At 56.0% G+C, this 15496-nt stretch carries 15 protein-coding genes; 9 read left to right on the forward strand and 6 right to left on the reverse strand.

Going from position 1 to position 15496, the window contains the following annotated elements:
• Positions 1-40: 40 nt before the first annotated feature.
• Positions 41-994: a magnesium/cobalt transporter CorA gene (gene corA / locus N1689_RS21275; protein WP_161733905.1), complete on the forward strand. Its 954-nt coding sequence runs from the start codon at positions 41-43 to the stop codon at positions 992-994.
• Between the two features lie 97 nt (positions 995-1091).
• Positions 1092-2144, forward strand: a complete 1053-nt coding sequence (locus tag N1689_RS21280; RefSeq protein ID WP_260060168.1) for an AbrB family transcriptional regulator — start codon at positions 1092-1094, stop codon at positions 2142-2144.
• Here the strand turns inward: N1689_RS21280 and rarD are convergent.
• Together rarD and N1689_RS21290 are read right to left on the reverse strand one after the other, a co-directional pair.
• Positions 2115-3014 (reverse strand): EamA family transporter RarD, encoded by a 900-nt coding sequence (rarD, locus tag N1689_RS21285; RefSeq protein ID WP_222924753.1) that lies wholly within the window; start codon positions 3012-3014, stop codon positions 2115-2117. The genes N1689_RS21280 and rarD overlap by 30 nt on opposite strands.
• A gap of 23 nt (positions 3015-3037) precedes the next feature.
• Entirely contained in the window at positions 3038-3508 is a 471-nt protein-coding gene (locus tag N1689_RS21290; RefSeq protein WP_013359695.1) for a thioesterase family protein, read from the reverse strand.
• 194 nt (positions 3509-3702) lie between these two features.
• Between N1689_RS21290 and pldA the strand changes: the two genes are divergently transcribed.
• The 4 genes from pldA to N1689_RS21310 all read left to right on the forward strand — a co-directional run bounded on the left by pldA (position 3703) and on the right by N1689_RS21310 (position 8092).
• Complete coding sequence (gene pldA, locus N1689_RS21295) at positions 3703-4581, forward strand: phospholipase A (RefSeq protein WP_061061281.1); 879 nt, start codon at positions 3703-3705, stop codon at positions 4579-4581.
• A gap of 24 nt (positions 4582-4605) precedes the next feature.
• Entirely contained in the window at positions 4606-6435 is a 1830-nt protein-coding gene (gene recQ, locus N1689_RS21300; protein ID WP_161733911.1) for an ATP-dependent DNA helicase RecQ, read from the forward strand.
• A gap of 12 nt (positions 6436-6447) precedes the next feature.
• Positions 6448-7071: a threonine export protein RhtC gene (gene rhtC / locus N1689_RS21305; protein WP_150013235.1), complete on the forward strand. Its 624-nt coding sequence runs from the start codon at positions 6448-6450 to the stop codon at positions 7069-7071.
• Positions 7072-7282: 211 nt separating this feature from the next.
• Entirely contained in the window at positions 7283-8092 is an 810-nt protein-coding gene (locus tag N1689_RS21310; protein WP_161733959.1) for a DUF1460 domain-containing protein, read from the forward strand.
• Between the two features lie 69 nt (positions 8093-8161).
• On the opposite strand, the gene rhtB is transcribed toward N1689_RS21310, so the two are convergent.
• Positions 8162-8785, reverse strand: coding sequence for a homoserine/homoserine lactone efflux protein (gene rhtB, locus N1689_RS21315; protein WP_161733913.1), 624 nt, complete (start codon positions 8783-8785; stop codon positions 8162-8164).
• A 112-nt stretch (positions 8786-8897) separates the two neighbouring features.
• Here rhtB and pldB point away from each other — a divergent pair, with 112 nt between their 5' ends.
• Positions 8898-9890, forward strand: a complete 993-nt coding sequence (gene pldB, locus N1689_RS21320) for a lysophospholipase L2 (RefSeq protein WP_253420678.1) — start codon at positions 8898-8900, stop codon at positions 9888-9890.
• Between the two features lie 52 nt (positions 9891-9942).
• The gene (yigL, locus tag N1689_RS21325; RefSeq protein ID WP_033784698.1) at positions 9943-10743 is read left to right on the forward strand and encodes a sugar/pyridoxal phosphate phosphatase YigL; all 801 of its coding nucleotides are present in this window, start codon (positions 9943-9945) and stop codon (positions 10741-10743) included.
• 46 nt (positions 10744-10789) lie between these two features.
• Here the strand turns inward: yigL and glpT are convergent, their stop codons facing one another.
• The gene (gene glpT / locus N1689_RS21330) at positions 10790-12130 is read right to left on the reverse strand and encodes a glycerol-3-phosphate transporter (RefSeq protein WP_222924750.1); all 1341 of its coding nucleotides are present in this window, start codon (positions 12128-12130) and stop codon (positions 10790-10792) included.
• A 374-nt stretch (positions 12131-12504) separates the two neighbouring features.
• Between glpT and N1689_RS21335 the strand changes: the two genes are divergently transcribed.
• Complete coding sequence (locus tag N1689_RS21335; protein ID WP_161733919.1) at positions 12505-13368, forward strand: carboxylate/amino acid/amine transporter; 864 nt, start codon at positions 12505-12507, stop codon at positions 13366-13368.
• 511 nt (positions 13369-13879) lie between these two features.
• Here the strand turns inward: N1689_RS21335 and N1689_RS21340 are convergent.
• Together N1689_RS21340 and metR are read right to left on the reverse strand one after the other, a co-directional pair.
• The gene (locus N1689_RS21340; protein ID WP_010257278.1) at positions 13880-14359 is read right to left on the reverse strand and encodes a DUF1456 family protein; all 480 of its coding nucleotides are present in this window, start codon (positions 14357-14359) and stop codon (positions 13880-13882) included.
• An 83-nt stretch (positions 14360-14442) separates the two neighbouring features.
• On the reverse strand, positions 14443-15369 hold the full coding sequence (metR, locus tag N1689_RS21345; protein WP_161733921.1) for an HTH-type transcriptional regulator MetR: 927 nt from the start codon (positions 15367-15369) through the stop codon (positions 14443-14445).
• Between the last annotated feature and the right edge of the window lie 127 nt (positions 15370-15496).

A 15496-nucleotide genomic window follows, 5' to 3' on the forward strand; every position in this document is an offset into this window, starting at 1 on the left:
ACCGCTTTGTCCCATTTAGTCTGCAATGGGGAGTATTGCTATGCTGAGCGCATTTAAACTGGATCACAGCCGCCTGACGCGACTGGAGCTGGAAGACGAAACCGACAAACTGACCAACTCTGTCTGGGTCGATCTGATCGAGCCGGAAGAGGGCGAGCGTGACCGGGTGCAAACGGAGCTGGGCCAGAGCCTGGCAACACGGCCAGAGCTGGAAGATATCGAGGCCTCGGCACGCTTCTTTGAAGATGAAGATGGTCTGCATATCCACTCCTTCTTCTTCTATGAAGATGCTGACGATCATGCCGGTAACTCCACCGTGGCGTTCACCATTCGTGAAGGCCGACTCTACACGCTGCGCGAACGTGAACTGCCCGCTTTCCGCCTCTATCGTATGCGCGCCCGTAACCAGACCCTGATCGATGGCAATGCCTTTGAGCTGCTGCTCGACCTGTTTGAAACCAAAATCGAACAGCTGGCGGATGAAATCGAGAACATCTATAGCGCACTGGAGAAACTGAGCCGGGTGATCATGGAAGGTCAGCAGGGCGAAGAGTACGATCAGGCGCTGTCGCGGCTCGCCGAACTGGAAGATATCGGCTGGAAGGTGCGTCTCTGTCTGATGGATACCCAGCGCGCCCTGAATTTCCTGGTGCGTAAAGCGCGTCTTCCGGGTAATCAGCTGGAGCAGGCGCGGGAAATTCTGCGCGATATCGAATCGCTGCTGCCGCATAACGAATCGCTGTTCCAGAAGGTCAACTTCCTGATGCAGGCGGCCATGGGCTTTATCAACATTGAGCAGAACCGCATCATCAAGATCTTCTCAGTGGTTTCCGTGGTGTTTCTGCCGCCGACGCTGGTGGCCTCCAGCTATGGGATGAACTTTGAGTTTATGCCGGAACTGAAGTGGAGCTTTGGTTATCCGGCCGCGATCGGCCTGATGATTCTGGCCGGACTGGCGCCTTATCTCTATTTCAAACGTAAAAACTGGCTTTAAAAAAGCCACGGGCCATCTCAGATGGCCCGTTCTGCTGGCTCCTGTCCCCATTTCTGCGTAATCTTACCCTCCTGTTTTTACAAATTATTAACTTTTTATGGACGCTTTTTCGTTGCGCGCGCAGTGGACGCTACTGCTGCTGATCTCGGTACTACTGGGCGCGGTGCTGCACTATTTTCATGTACCCGCCGCGCTGCTACTGGGACCGATGATTGTAGGTGTGGTGATGGGCCTGTCAGGAGCCACACTGCGAATTGATAAACGATTCTTCCTGCTTGCTCAGGCGGTGCTGGGTTGCATGATTGCGCAGAGCCTGTCGCCTTCGATTCTGACACCGCTGGTTCAGGAGTGGCCAATCGTGCTGGCGGTGCTGCTGCTGACGCTGGCCGCCAGCGGCCTGTCGGGTTTTCTGCTGGTTCGCTTCAGTCATCTGCCTGGCCCGACCGGCGCATGGGGCTCGTCACCGGGCGGTGCTTCGGCAATGGTAGCAATGGCGGGGGACTTTGGCGCTGACGTGAGACTGGTGGCGTTTATGCAGTATCTGCGGGTGCTGTTTGTCGCCTCGGCGGCCGCGCTGGTCGCGCGCATCGGGCTGGGCGATGAAGCGCACAGCGTTTCGCTGCTCTGGTTTCCCGTGCTGAATTATGGCTTTGCGATTACGCTGATGGTGATGCTGGCCGGCGCGTGGCTGGGGACACGACTGCGCATTCCTTCTGGCGCGCTGCTGTTGCCCGCGCTGGCGGGGGCGGTATTGAACAGCAGCCATATCGCAGTGTTACAGGTGCCGGAGTGGCTACTGGCCGTGGCCTATGCGCTGATTGGCTGGAGCGTGGGATTGCGTTTCACTCGCCCGATCTTTCTGCTGGCACTGCGCACGCTGCCGCAGATGCTGGCCTCAATCTTCGGGCTGATGCTGTTGTGTGGCGGGCTGGCGTGGATATTGACGCGCATGCTGGATATCGATCTGATGACGGCCTATCTCGCCACCAGTCCAGGCGGGCTGGACACAGTGGCGATTATTGCTGCGGGAACCCAGGTCAACATGGCATTTGTGATGGCGATGCAGACGTTGCGTCTCTTTACCATCCTGTTGACCGGCCCGGCTTTAGCGCGCTTTATTTCACGCTATGCGCGCGCGCGAACGGAATGAAAACGCTACCGCATCGCAGACAAACACCAGCAGCGCCAGCCAGATAAAGCCGAAGGTTACCATCTTGTCTGGCGTGATGGTTTCACCGTAAAACACCACCGCCAGCACAAACATCAGCGTCGGGCCGAGATACTGAAAGAAACCGACCGTAGAGAGGCGCAGCCGGCTGCAGGCCGCCGCAAACAGCATCAGTGGAATGGTGGTCACAATGCCCGCTGCGATCAGCTTCAGGTTGAGACTCAGCGGGTTCGCCGATAAATGACTGGTGGCGCTGTCGGCAAAGCCAAACAGATAAATGGCTGCCAGCGGAAACAGCCACAGGGTCTCAATCAGCATGCCGCTCTGTGCATCGACCTGGATCTTTTTGCGCATCAGACCATAAACGGCAAAGCTCAGGGCCAGCCCCAGCGCGATAACTGGCAACGATCCAAACTGCCACAGCTGCACCAGCACGCCGACGGTGGCCAGCAGCACGGCGAGCCATTGCAGGCGGCGAAACCGTTCGCGCAAAAACAGCATGCCGAAGACCACGTTGATCAGCGGGTTAATAAAGTAGCCCAGGCTGGCTTCCAGCATATGCTGATTGTTGACTGCCCAGATAAACAGCAGCCAGTTGCCGCCGATAGTCACGGCCGTCAGCGCCAGCAGCAACACTTTTTTAGGCTGACGCAGCACGCCTCGCACGCCGGGCCAGCTTCGGCTCAGGGTAATCAGCAACACCATAAAAAGTGCCGACCAGATTACCCGGTGCGTCATGATTTCTGTGGCGGGAACCTGTTTGACCAGCTTGAAATAGGCGGGCGCAATGCCCCAGATAAAGTAGGCGCCCAGTGCAAAGCCAATGCCCTGGCGGGTTTGTTGCGTATCCATATGCGATCCATTCAGTGGCATAGTTAGCCGATAAGATAGGTGGCGGTAGCCGTGGCGATGTAATCGCCCTGTTGATTATGCAGTTCCACGCGTGCCACGGCGACTTTGTTACCGGCACGCAGCAGGCTGCTGGTGGCGGTGAAGCGTTCGCCGCGTCCGGGACGCAGATAGTCAACGCGCATATCGATGGTGCCCATACGTGACAAACGCTGGCGCAGATCCGCTTCGCTGATGCTCTCCTGACGGGTTAACGCATTGCTGACGCAGACCATCCCCGCTGCCACATCGAGTACCGACGCAATAACACCACCATGCAGAATCTGCTGGGCCTGGTTGCCCACCAGCATGGTTTTGTTATTGAAGCTGATCTCTGCGTAGTCTGCGTCAAGGCGCATCAGCTCCAGGCCTAACGCCTGATTAAATGGCATGTGATAAACAAAAATTTCGCCGACCAGCTGGCGAGCGTCCTGCGGTGTCAGCACGGGTGATGACATGATGATGTGTCCTGAAAAAATCGGGCCAGAGGGGCGCGGAACATGAATGAGTTGTGTATTCTATGCCGCCTGCGAGGGTGTTTCCAGTTTAAGAAAACAGCACTCATGCTCGCTGCCATTTGCGTGTAGAATGGCCTGCTTTTTACAACACCCTTTCAGTTATTCTGATACGCAGCTGTTCACCGGAGAATTTTATGCGTAAGCATCGCGCCTTGCTGGCGGCAATGTTGATATTTCCTGCGCTGGCGCAGGCGGATGAAGCCCGGATTAAAGAGGTTCATGACGCGCCACAGGTTCAGGGCAGCATTATTGCTAACCTGCTGGAGAAGCATGATAACCCGTTTGTTCTCTATCCTTACGAGAACAACTATCTGCTCTACACCTATACCAGCGACCTCAATAAAGAGGCGATCTCCTCCTATAACTGGGGTGAAAACGCTCGCAAAGATGAAGTGAAATTCCAGCTCAGCCTGGCGTTTCCGCTGTGGCGCGGTATTCTGGGCGACAACTCGGTGCTGGCAGCCTCTTACACCCAGCGTTCCTGGTGGCAGCTGTCAAATAGTGCTGAGTCATCACCTTTCCGTGAGACCAACTATGAGCCGCAGATTTTTCTGGGCTGGGCGACCGACTACTCGCTGGGTGGCTGGACGCTGCGTGATGTCGAACTGGGTCTGAATCACCAATCTAATGGACGAAGTGACCCGACTTCACGCAGCTGGAACCGTGTCTATGCGCGTCTGATGGCGGAGAACGGTAACTTCCTGGCGGAAATCAAACCCTGGTATCGTATCCCTGAAGGGGCGAGCAGCGATGATAATCCCGACATCACCAAATATATGGGTTACTACCGCACCCGGCTGGGCTATAAGTTCGGCGACAGTATCTTCAGCGTAGAGGGCAACTATAACTGGAACAGCGGTTATGGCGGCGCGACAATGGGCTGGAGCTACCCTATCAGTGAACACGTCCGCTTCTATACTCAGGTGTTTAGCGGCTACGGTGAATCACTGATCGATTACAACCATCGCCAGACACGTCTGGGTGTGGGTGTAACGCTTAACGACTTGTTCTAATCCCTAACGTAAGACAGGAATCGCGTGGCAACCTCGGCAGTTCTTAATCAGGAAACGCTGGCGCAGCAGGTATTGCAGGACACCTTCGGCTACCAGCAGTTTCGTCCCGGTCAGCAGACGATCATTAATCAGGCGCTGAGCGGGCGCGACTGTCTGGTGGTGATGCCCACTGGCGGCGGTAAATCGCTCTGTTATCAGATTCCGGCGCTGGTGCGCGAAGGGCTGACACTGGTGGTGTCGCCGCTGATCTCACTGATGAAAGATCAGGTCGATCAGTTGCTGGCGAACGGCGTGGCGGCAGCCTATCTCAACTCCACCATGACGCGCGAGCAGCAGCAGACGGTGATGGCTGACTGTCGTACCGGCCGGGTTAAGCTGCTCTACATCGCCCCTGAACGCCTGATGATGGATAACTTCCTGGACAGTCTGGCGCACTGGCAACCGGCGATGCTGGCGGTGGATGAGGCGCACTGTATTTCACAGTGGGGCCACGATTTCCGTCCGGAATATGGTGCACTCGGGAAGATGCGTCAGCGCTTCCCGGAATTACCGGTCATGGCATTGACGGCGACGGCGGACGAAACCACCCGCAACGACATCGTTAATCTGCTGCACATGCAGGATCCGCTGATTCAGATCAGCAGCTTTGACCGCCCCAATATTCGCTACACGCTGGTGGAAAAATTCAAACCCACCGATCAGCTGCTGCGCTACGTTCAGGATCAGCGCGGCAAATGCGGCATTATCTACTGCAACAGTCGGGCGAAGGTGGAAGACACCGCCGCGCGACTGCAAAGCCGTGGATTCAGCGTCGGGGCGTATCATGCCGGAATCGACAGCGAACAGCGTGCCCGCGTGCAGGAAGCGTTCCAGCGTGACGATCTGCAAATCGTAGTGGCAACTGTGGCTTTTGGCATGGGCATCAACAAGCCCAACGTCCGTTTTGTGGTCCACTTTGATATTCCGCGCAACATCGAATCCTATTATCAGGAAACCGGACGAGCCGGACGTGATGGTCTGCCCGCCGAAGCGATGATGCTTTACGACCCGGCCGATATGGCCTGGCTGCGTAAATGCCTGGAAGAAAAAGTGCCCGGGCCGCTGCAGGATATTGAGCGCCACAAGCTCAACGCGATGGGCGCGTTTGCTGAAGCGCAGACCTGCCGCCGCCTGGTGCTGCTGAATTACTTTGGCGAGGGTCGCCAGCAGCCGTGTGACAACTGCGATATCTGCCTTGATCCGCCAAAACGGTATGACGGCCTGGTTGAAGCGCAAAAAGCGCTTTCCGGCATCTATCGCGTGGGCCAGCGGTTCGGCATGGGCTATATCGTTGAGGTGCTACGCGGGTCCAACAACCAGCGTATCCGTGAGCAGGGCCATGACAAGCTGCCGGTCTATGGACTGGGCAAAGATCAGAGCCACGAACACTGGGTCAGCGTGTTACGTCAGTTAATCCATCTGGGGCTGGTAACGCAGAACATCGCTATGCATTCGGCTTTGCAACTGACCGAAGCAGCACGACCGGTCCTGCGCGGTGAAGTGCCACTGATGCTGGCGGTGCCGCGTTTAATTACCGCGAAAACAAAGAGCAGCGGTCCGGCGAAGTTTCACGGTGGTAACTACGATCGCAAACTGTTCGCCAAACTGCGTAAGCTGCGAAAAGCAATCGCCGATGAAGAGAATATTCCGCCTTACGTGGTGTTCAATGACGCCACACTGATAGAGATGGCAGAACAGATGCCGGTCAGCGCGTCCGAGATGCTTAGCGTCAACGGCGTGGGTCACCGCAAACTGGAGCGCTTTGGCAAACCCTTCCTGGTGATGATCAAAGAGCATCTTGATGATGAAGAGTAAAGGACACTAATCATGCTGATGTTATTCGCAACCGTGGCGCTGGTACATCTGGTGGCGCTGATGAGCCCCGGCCCCGACTTCTTTTTTGTCTCACAGACCGCCGCCAGCCGATCGCGCAAGGAGGCGATGATGGGTGTGCTGGGCATTACCCTGGGTATTGTGGTCTGGGCAGGCGTGGCGCTGATGGGCCTGCATCTGATACTGGAAAAAATGGCGTGGCTGCATCAGATTATTATGGTTGGCGGTGGCCTCTATCTGCTCTGGATGGGCTGGCAACTGATGCGCTCGGCGCGTCAGCGTCATAGGCAGCCGCAGCAGGATGAGCCGGTGGTAGAGCTGCCGAAACGCGGCATGAGCTTTCTCAAGGGCCTGCTGACCAACCTGTCGAATCCTAAAGCGATTATCTACTTCGGCAGCGTCTTCTCGCTATTTGTGGGTGATGATGTCGGCTCAGCAGAGCGCTGGGGTCTGTTCCTGCTGATTGTCGGTGAAACCTTTGCCTGGTTTACCCTGGTGGCGGCTATCTTTGCGCTGCCATGGATCCGCGCGAAGTATCAGCGGCTGGCGAAGTGGGTGGATGGTATGGCTGGCGTGCTGTTCGCCGGTTTTGGTATCCACCTGATTATTTCGCGTTAAGCCCTTATGCCGGAGGGCGCGCTGCGCATCCGGCAGTCATTCCACCTCCTGCCGCTCCCTCTGAACGTCATCTGCGTGACGACTGTCACAATCTGCACCCGATGATGCCTCTCTGTTGCAACTGCAGATAAATAGTCACCATTCGTTAATTAATGAAACCATCACCTCCGGTATGGTCGTACCAACGGACTATTTTTTCATGGAGATGATGATGCGAGTAAAATCCCTGTTGCTGTTTTTCATCACCGCCTGTATCAGCGCCTGCGCCTCGCCTGATGCTGCCCATTACCGTGCCCCTGATCCGGCGAAAGTAGAGAGTGTCCCGGCTATTCTGGCGCAGATACCTCCGGCGTCAGAGCAGCCGCAGGGCGAGAGGATTAGCCAGATTTCCGCCGCGTTTCTCGGTACGCCCTACCAGGCCGATACGCTGATCGGATCGCCCGATACGCCGGAAGCGCTGGTGATCAATTTCAACGGTGTGGATTGCTTTACACTGCTTGATTACGTCCAGGCGCTAAGCCGCAGCCACGACCGCGCCAGCTTTGAGGCCAGCCTGATTCGGACCCGCTACGCTGGCGGTGAGGTCAGCTACCTGCAGCGTCGCCACTTTTTTACCGACTGGTCTGCCGTTAGCCCACGCAATGCCGATGACGTAACCGGCACCCTTAGTCCGAATGCGGTAACGGTAGTGAAGCAACTGAATCGTCAGGCCAGCGGAAAAGAAAGGCTGCCCGGTCTGGGTGTGATTCCTCGCCGCATTACCTATATTCCGGCCCGGGCAATCACACCAAAGGTGCTGAAGCAGATCCAGACTGGCGATTACATTGGGGTTTACACGCCCGCTCAGGGGCTGGATGTCTCGCATGCCGGGATTGCCGTCCGGCATGATGGGAAATGGTGGTTCAGGAACGCTTCATCACTGGCCGCTAATCGCAAAGTTGTCGATGTGCCGTTCAGGGAATATATGCAGTCGAAGTCGGGCATCATTGTATTACGTGCGGTGCCGCTGACTGCGCCTTAATGGTGCCCGGGAAGAAGGGGTTAAACAGGGAGTGTTCGCGCCGACCTCAGTGTGTCGGCGCGAAAAGTGTTAAGCGATTTTTCTGGCGCTGGCCAGCAGTGCGCCCACCGCCATAAACAGTCCACCAAAAATGCGGTTCATTAACTTCATCTGCTTTGGCCCTTTAATCCAGCCAGCAATGTGTGTGGCCAGCGTTGCGTAGCCAATCATTACGATGATATCGACCACCACCGTGGTCACACCCAGCACCAGATACTGCATAAACAGCGGCTGATGTGGCTGGATAAACTGCGGGAACAGGGCAGCCAGAAAGACGATGCTTTTCGGGTTGGTCAGGTTAACCAGCACGGCGCGTTTGAACAGGCGACGACGCGGCATCGCTTTGGCGACCGCATCAAGATCGATGCCACCCGCTGAGCGCCACTGCTGAATACCCAGCCAGACCAGATAGGCCGCACCGGCCCACTTCAGGATTTCAAACGCCAGCAGCGACTGAGAAAACAGCGCACCCAGTCCGATGCCGACCAGCACGATGTGCAGCGCCAGGCCAACCTGCAAACCCGTGATCGAGGCTACCGTGCCGCGATAGCCATGGCTGATACCGGTACTCATGGTATTGATTGCGCCGGAACCGGGCGACAGGCTGAGAATTGTGGTGGTAAGCAGGTAGGTCAGCCACCATTCGATGGTCATGGGTCAGGCTCTCTTTAGTCGCGGATTTGTGACACAATACGCCAGAAATAAGCGCGGCGCTATGGCATGCGCAGGGCATTCAGGACTCTGTATCCGGTCATCAGGAGGGCGAATGAATCAACACAAAGCCAGTTGGCTGCGACGAGAAAAAGCCTTTGCTGCCTTCGCCACCGGGCCGCTGCTCGATTTCTGGCACAGTCGTGAGGAGCTAGAGTTTACCGGCGTGGGTAATCTGACACTGCGCTATGTCCGCTTCACATCGCCGCAACATAAGCGTGTGATCCTGATTGTGCCGGGACGCATCGAGAGTTACATAAAATATCCTGAGCTGGCGTACGATCTGTTTCACTGCGGATTTGATGTGGTGATCCTCGATCATCGCGGTCAGGGGCGTTCCGATCGCCTGCTGGAAGATTCACACCGTGGTCACGTGGCGGAATTTACGCATTACGTGGACGATCTTGAAACGCTCTATCTGAAAGAGATTGTCAGCGGTCACTACCAGCAGCGATATGCGCTGGCTCACTCAATGGGTGGCGCAATTTTAACGCTGTTTCTGGCGCGTCAGCCGCAGGCATTTCATGCAGTGGCGCTGGTGGCACCCATGTTTGGCATCGCTTTACCGCTGCCCTCTTTTCTGGCCCATCGGATCCTGGACTGGGCGGAGAAACGTCCAGCCTTACGTGATGGCTATGCGCTCGGTACCGGACGCTGGCGCGCGCATCCGTTTGGCATTAACCGGCTGACCCATAGCGCCGAGCGTTACCGGCGTAACCTGCGTTTTTATGCGGACGATCCGGCGATTCGTGTGGGTGGGCCGACCTACCATTGGGTACGTGAAGGCATCCATGCGGGGCGCAACATCATCAGTCAGGTTGATAAGATCACGACGCCGCTGCTGTTGTTACAGGCCAGCGATGATCGGGTGGTCGACAATCGTTCGCAGGACCTGTTTTGTGCCGCGATGGCTGCTGCGGGTTATCCGTGTGAAGGTAATAAACCACGGGTGATCGACGGCGCGCGTCACGAGATCCTGTTTGAAAAAGATGAGATGCGTGCCGAAGCACTCAATGCAGTGGTCGACTTTTTTTCATCGCATCACTGACGTTATTTATCCGACCGGTAAAAACCGGCAGAACCAGATACCCGAGGTTTTCATGTATCACATCGTTGCATCCGATCTGGATGGCACGCTGCTTTCTCCCGAACATCGCCTGACCCCTTTTGCACGTGAAACGCTGCAGCAGCTGGTCGCTAAGGATATTCACTTTGTCTTCGCCACCGGTCGTCATCATATCGATGTCGGACAGATGCGCGACAGCCTGGCGATTCCGGCCTATATGATTACCTCAAACGGTGCGCGCGTGCACAATGCAGAGGGCGAGCTGGTGTTCAGTCATAATCTGGATGAGGATATCGCCAGCGACCTGTTTGGCCTGCAATATCATCACAGCGATATTCTGACCCACGTTTACCGCGACGATGAGTGGTTTGTCAGCCGTTCAAGTCCGGCTGAGCAGGACTATTTCCGCGAGTCCGTGTTCAACTATCAGGTCTACGAGCCAGGTCTGCTGCCAACCAGCAACATCAGCAAGGTCTTTTTCACCTGCGAAAACCCTGAGCATCTGATCCCCATGGAGCAGGCAATTGAAGCGCGCTGGGGCGATCGGGTTAACGTCAGTTTCTCGCTGCCAACCTGTCTGGAAGTCATGGCGGGCGGCGTGTCGAAAGGCCATGCGCTGGAAGCGGTTGCGAAAACGCTGGGCCATTCACTGGAAAGCTGCATTGCCTTCGGCGACGGTATGAATGATGTGGAGATGCTGAGCATGGCAGGTAAGGGCTATATCATGCAGAACGCCCATCAACGGTTGAAAGATACGCTGCCGGAGCTGGATGTGATCGGTTCAAATGCTGATGATGCGGTGCCGCAGACGTTGCGCACGCTCTATCTGGCTTAAGCCGTTAGCGTAAAAAGGGCCGGTATCCGGCCCTTTTTTATTGCCGTCAGGCAGGGGTCTTTTTGTGTTTGTGTTCGCTGACCATGGTCAGTAACAGCAGAATAACCGCCAGCACACAGCCCGCAATCATCACCATGAAGCCGCCATCCCAGCCGAAGTAATCGACGGTGTAACCGACAATGGCGCTGGCCGCGACCGAACCGCCGAGATAGCCGAACAGGCCGGTGAAGCCCGCCGCTGTCCCCGCCGCTTTTTTCGGTGCCAGTTCCAGCGCATGCAGACCAATCAGCATCACCGGACCGTAGATCAGGAAGCCAATCACGATCATGCAGGCCATGTCGACGCCAGGATTGCCCGCGGGGTTGAGCCAGTAGATCACGGTCGCGATGGTCACCAGCGTCATAAAGAACACCCCGGTCGCACCGCGATTACCGCGAAACACTTTGTCCGACATCCAGCCACACAGCAGCGTTCCCGGAATCCCCGCATATTCATAGAGGAAGTAGGCCCACGACGACTTATCCAGCGTGAAATGTTTGACTTCGCGCAGGTAGGTTGGTGACCAGTCGAGGATGCCGTAGCGCAGCAGATAGACAAACACGTTGGCCAGCGCGATGTACCACAGCAGCTTGTTCGGCAGCACATACTTCATGAAGATCTGTTTTGCCGTCAGCTCCTCTTCGTGACTGGCATCGTAGTCGGGCGGATAGTCGTTTTTGTACTCTTCAATCGGTGGCAGACCACAGGATTGCGGCGTGTCGCGCATTAGCGCAAAGGCCAGAATCGCAATGGCAATCGCGCCAAACGCGGGCATGTAAAGTGCCGCTTTCCAGTCGTTGAACCACGCCATACCGAGCAGGAACAGCAGAGGCGGAATACCGCCGCCCACGTTATGCGCACAGTTCCAGACCGAGACAATCCTTCCTCGCTCCTTCTGCGACCACCAGTGAACCATGGTTCGTCCACACGGAGGCCAGCCCATGCCCTGGAACCAGCCGCAGATAAACAGCAGCACAAACATCACCATGATGCTGGAGGTCGCCCAGGGGACGAATCCCATGATCAGCATCACAGCTGCGGCGAGAATCAGGCCTGCCGGTAAGAAGACGCGCGGGTTTGAGCGGTCAGAGACCGATCCCATGATGAATTTTGAAAAGCCGTAGGCAATGGAGATGCCGGACAGGGCAAAACCGAGATCGCCACGTGAAAAACCCTGCTCCACCAGATAGGGCATGGCGAGTGCGAAGTTTTTTCTGACCAGATAGTAGGCGGCGTAACCAAAGAAGATCCCGATGAAAATTTGCCAGCGCAGACGACGGTAGAGCGGATCAACGTGATCCTCCGCCACCTGAGGCTGACGTGGTGCAGGTTTAAAAATGCTCAGCATCAGTGAGGCCCTCCAGGGCACATTATGGTTTTTAATTCCCGGCAGGTTGGAGCAGGAAAGTGCAGAACAAAATGGATGCATAATGTTCCATTTCGCGCAAAGAATAGTGTTAGTTGCGCAACGTTACTGTGATGAATGACACATTTGTTACAGTTTTATTACAATGAGGAGCGGAAGCGATCATCTGATGGATCATTTCGCGCATTTTATGTGGCTGAAAACCTATTCTTTCGACTTTTATGTCAGGAAGTGTAAGCAGGCTGTCCGGGAGGCTTTTTAATTGCCTGGTTTATAATCAGATGTCAACCAGATTTCACAGCCTGACGGCGGCACATTGTTTACACTGACGGCCTGTTAATTTCGGGGTCGTCGCCGTGTTTTTATTGATTATTACCACCATTCTGTGGGCATTTTCGTTCAGCCTGATTGGCGAATATCTCGCTGGCCAGGTGGATAGCTGGTTCTCTGTGCTGATGCGGCTGGCGCTGGCTGCGCTGGTGTTTTTGCCTTTCCTGCGCTGGCGTGGTCATCGCCTTTCAACGCTGCTGCTTTATATGCTGGTGGGGATGCTGCAACTGGGGGTGATGTATCTGCTGAGCTTCGAAGCCTATCTCTACCTTAGCGTGTCAGAATTCCTGCTGTTTACGGTGATGACGCCGCTTTATGTGACGCTGATTTACGATCTGATCAGCCGTCGTCCACTGCGCATCGGCTATATCTTCAGTGCACTGCTGGCGGTGGCAGGTGCGGCCATTATTCGCTATGACAAAGTCAGCGATCATTTCTGGTTTGGTTTGCTGTTAGTGCAACTGGCAAACATCTGCTTTGCGGCGGGAATGGTGGGCTATAAGCGTCTGCAGGAGACCCGCCCGATGCCGCAGCACACGGCCTTCTCCTGGTTCTACCTGGGGGCGGTGTTGATTGCGGTGATCGCCTGGTGTGCCTGGGGCAATCCGCAGAAATTGCCGACCACCTCATTGCAGTGGGGCATTCTGGTCTGGCTGGGCATTGCGGCTTCCGGTCTTGGCTATTTTATGTGGAATTATGGTGCGACCCAGGTTGATGCCGGTACGCTGGGCATTATGAATAACATGCACGTGCCTGCCGGACTGCTGGTGAATCTGGCTATCTGGCAGGAGAAACCACACTGGCCGAGCTTTATTGCGGGCGCGCTGGTGATTCTTGCCTCGCTGTGGGTCCATAAGCGCTGGGTGGTGGGGCGCGGTGACCTGTCATAAACAGGGCTGTTGCATGGGTGCGGCATCCCGAGCTGGCGCGTCCGATCGCGAAGGAATCTCACATCCCTGTGGATCGGCCGGGCCATTCCTGGCCCGGACGCTTCGCTCTTCAGACGCGCCAGCCCTGGAGACTTAACAGCATCATCGCAGTAGAACCAGGGGCTCAGAGCGAATATGAAGGAGGGGATGGGTCGCTGAAACGTAGAGCATTCGCGATGGAGCTGGCGTATGCGATCGCGAAGGAATCTTACAGGATGGTTCAGAAATGCCCCCGGCGCTTTTTCCCCCTGCGACGAACGCTCCACCGATGACCCGCTTTCACTCCCCAGAGCTGGCCTGGTGTTGCTGATTAAAAAGCCATGAAGAAGCTTGAGGGAAGAGGTGGCGCAACTGAGGAGCAAAGCGTCCGAGCCAGGGATGGAGAGGCCGTGCTGCATGGATGCAGGCTTTCTTTGCGATCAGATGCGCCACTTCTGACCACGCAGGTACCCGAAGCGATCAGCCACAGACGTTAAGCAGGCTTCTCACTCTTAGGGCGCTGAATCATCGCCAGCCCTTTCAGGAAGTTACGCAGAATCTGATCGCCGCATTCGCGGTAGTTCTTATGATCAGGTTTGCGGAAAATCGCACCAATCTCAGCCTGTGAAACGGTAAAATTCACGCGCTTCAGTACATCAGGAATGTCGGTGGTTTTCAGATCAAAAGCGATACGCAGCTTTCTCATGAAGATGTTATTGGTCATCTTGCGCTCAATCGACGGCGCGGGCGCATCTTCACTTTTGCCGCGACGGTAGAAGATCAGGCCATTCAGAAAATAACCCATCAGCACATCGGGGCAGGGACGGAACGCAGCATCGTCATCTTTTTTCAGCCACGCCTGAATATCCGCCAGCGGCACGTCACATTGTGCCAGCGCAAAAATCTCCACCATTTTGGCATCGCTCAGGTTGAGCATGTAGCGCACGCTGCGCAGAATATCATTGTTAGTCATGGTGAGATCTTCTCATGGTCAGTCGACAGGCTGCGCATTATAGGGGATTTTGCCCGCGTTCGCGCAGGTTTGTGTCCGTCGGATTACCGCTGTAACACGGCACCAGGCCGCGCGGCGTCACGCACAAACGGCAGATGCTCACAGGCGTGCTGTCGGGCAAAGCGGATAAAGGCTTCCAGCACCGGCTGACGCTGTTCTCCTTCGCGTACGGCTGCATAAAGACGGCTCCAAAGTCCATCACCTAGTGTGCGCGTGACGACCAGACCCTGCTTCTCAAAACTCTCTACCACCCAGTGCGGCAGTGCGGCAATCCCCATCCGTGCCGACACCATCTGAATCATCAGCAGGGTATTATCCACACTTTTCAGGGCCGGGCTGACGCCAGCGGGCTGCAGGAAGTGACGCCAGATATCCAGACGCTGACGCTGCACCGGATAGATCATCAGCACTTCATCGGCTAAATCTTCCGGCGAAATCTGCTCAACCTGGGCCAGCGGGTGATCCGTCGCCAGTACCAGCCGTACTTCATAATCAAACATCGGTGAGTAGAACAGGCCCGAGCGCGCCAGAATGTCGGAGGTCAGCACCACATCCAGCTCACCCTGCTGCAGAGCAGGCTGCGGATCAAAGGTCACGCCCGATTTAAAATCCATCACCACCTGCGGCCAGCTCTGACGGAATTTATCCAGCGCCGGGGTCAGCCACTGAATGCAGCTGTGACACTCAATCGCCACCCGCAGCGTGGTCTGATGCGGCTCATGGCAGGCCTGCAACGCCTGCTGAATCTGCGGCAGCACCTGCTCTGCCAGCTGCAGCAGAATATCGCCCTGCGGCGTAAAGCGCAGTGGCTGACTTTTACGGACGAACAGGCGGAATCCCAGCCGCTGCTCCAGATCGCTGAACTGGTGAGACAACGCCGACTGCGTCTGATGAAGCTGGGCTGCCGCCGCCGCCAGCGATCCCGTATTGCGCAGAGCCTGAAGCGTCCGCAGGTGCTTGAGTTCGATCATGAGAGTCCTTCACATCGAAAATGAACATATTGCGCTTGAGCAACATACAGTACCCGCAGAGTATAGCAGTGTAAACATCTGGACGGCTAAACATCTTTGGCTGCCCATTTAAGCCAAAGTGAAAGAT

This window comes from Pantoea sp. XY16, assembly GCF_025153065.1.
In the GTDB taxonomy this organism is placed as follows: domain Bacteria; phylum Pseudomonadota; class Gammaproteobacteria; order Enterobacterales; family Enterobacteriaceae; genus Pantoea; species Pantoea alfalfae.

Coding starts and splice junctions, on each gene's coding strand:
- metR (WP_161733921.1), bottom strand. CDS start 15,369: ATGATCGAACTCAAGCACCTGCGGACGCTTCAGGCTCTGCGCAATACG.
- rhtC (WP_150013235.1), top strand. CDS start 6,448: ATGCTGATGTTATTCGCAACCGTGGCGCTGGTACATCTGGTGGCGCTG.
- glpT (WP_222924750.1), bottom strand. CDS start 12,130: ATGCTGAGCATTTTTAAACCTGCACCACGTCAGCCTCAGGTGGCGGAG.
- rhtB (WP_161733913.1), bottom strand. CDS start 8,785: ATGACCATCGAATGGTGGCTGACCTACCTGCTTACCACCACAATTCTC.
- rarD (WP_222924753.1), bottom strand. CDS start 3,014: ATGGATACGCAACAAACCCGCCAGGGCATTGGCTTTGCACTGGGCGCC.
- pldA (WP_061061281.1), top strand. CDS start 3,703: ATGCGTAAGCATCGCGCCTTGCTGGCGGCAATGTTGATATTTCCTGCG.
- N1689_RS21340 (WP_010257278.1), bottom strand. CDS start 14,359: ATGACTAACAATGATATTCTGCGCAGCGTGCGCTACATGCTCAACCTG.
- N1689_RS21280 (WP_260060168.1), top strand. CDS start 1,092: ATGGACGCTTTTTCGTTGCGCGCGCAGTGGACGCTACTGCTGCTGATC.
- corA (WP_161733905.1), top strand. CDS start 41: ATGCTGAGCGCATTTAAACTGGATCACAGCCGCCTGACGCGACTGGAG.
- N1689_RS21290 (WP_013359695.1), bottom strand. CDS start 3,508: ATGTCATCACCCGTGCTGACACCGCAGGACGCTCGCCAGCTGGTCGGC.
- pldB (WP_253420678.1), top strand. CDS start 8,898: ATGAATCAACACAAAGCCAGTTGGCTGCGACGAGAAAAAGCCTTTGCT.
- N1689_RS21310 (WP_161733959.1), top strand. CDS start 7,283: ATGCGAGTAAAATCCCTGTTGCTGTTTTTCATCACCGCCTGTATCAGC.
- yigL (WP_033784698.1), top strand. CDS start 9,943: ATGTATCACATCGTTGCATCCGATCTGGATGGCACGCTGCTTTCTCCC.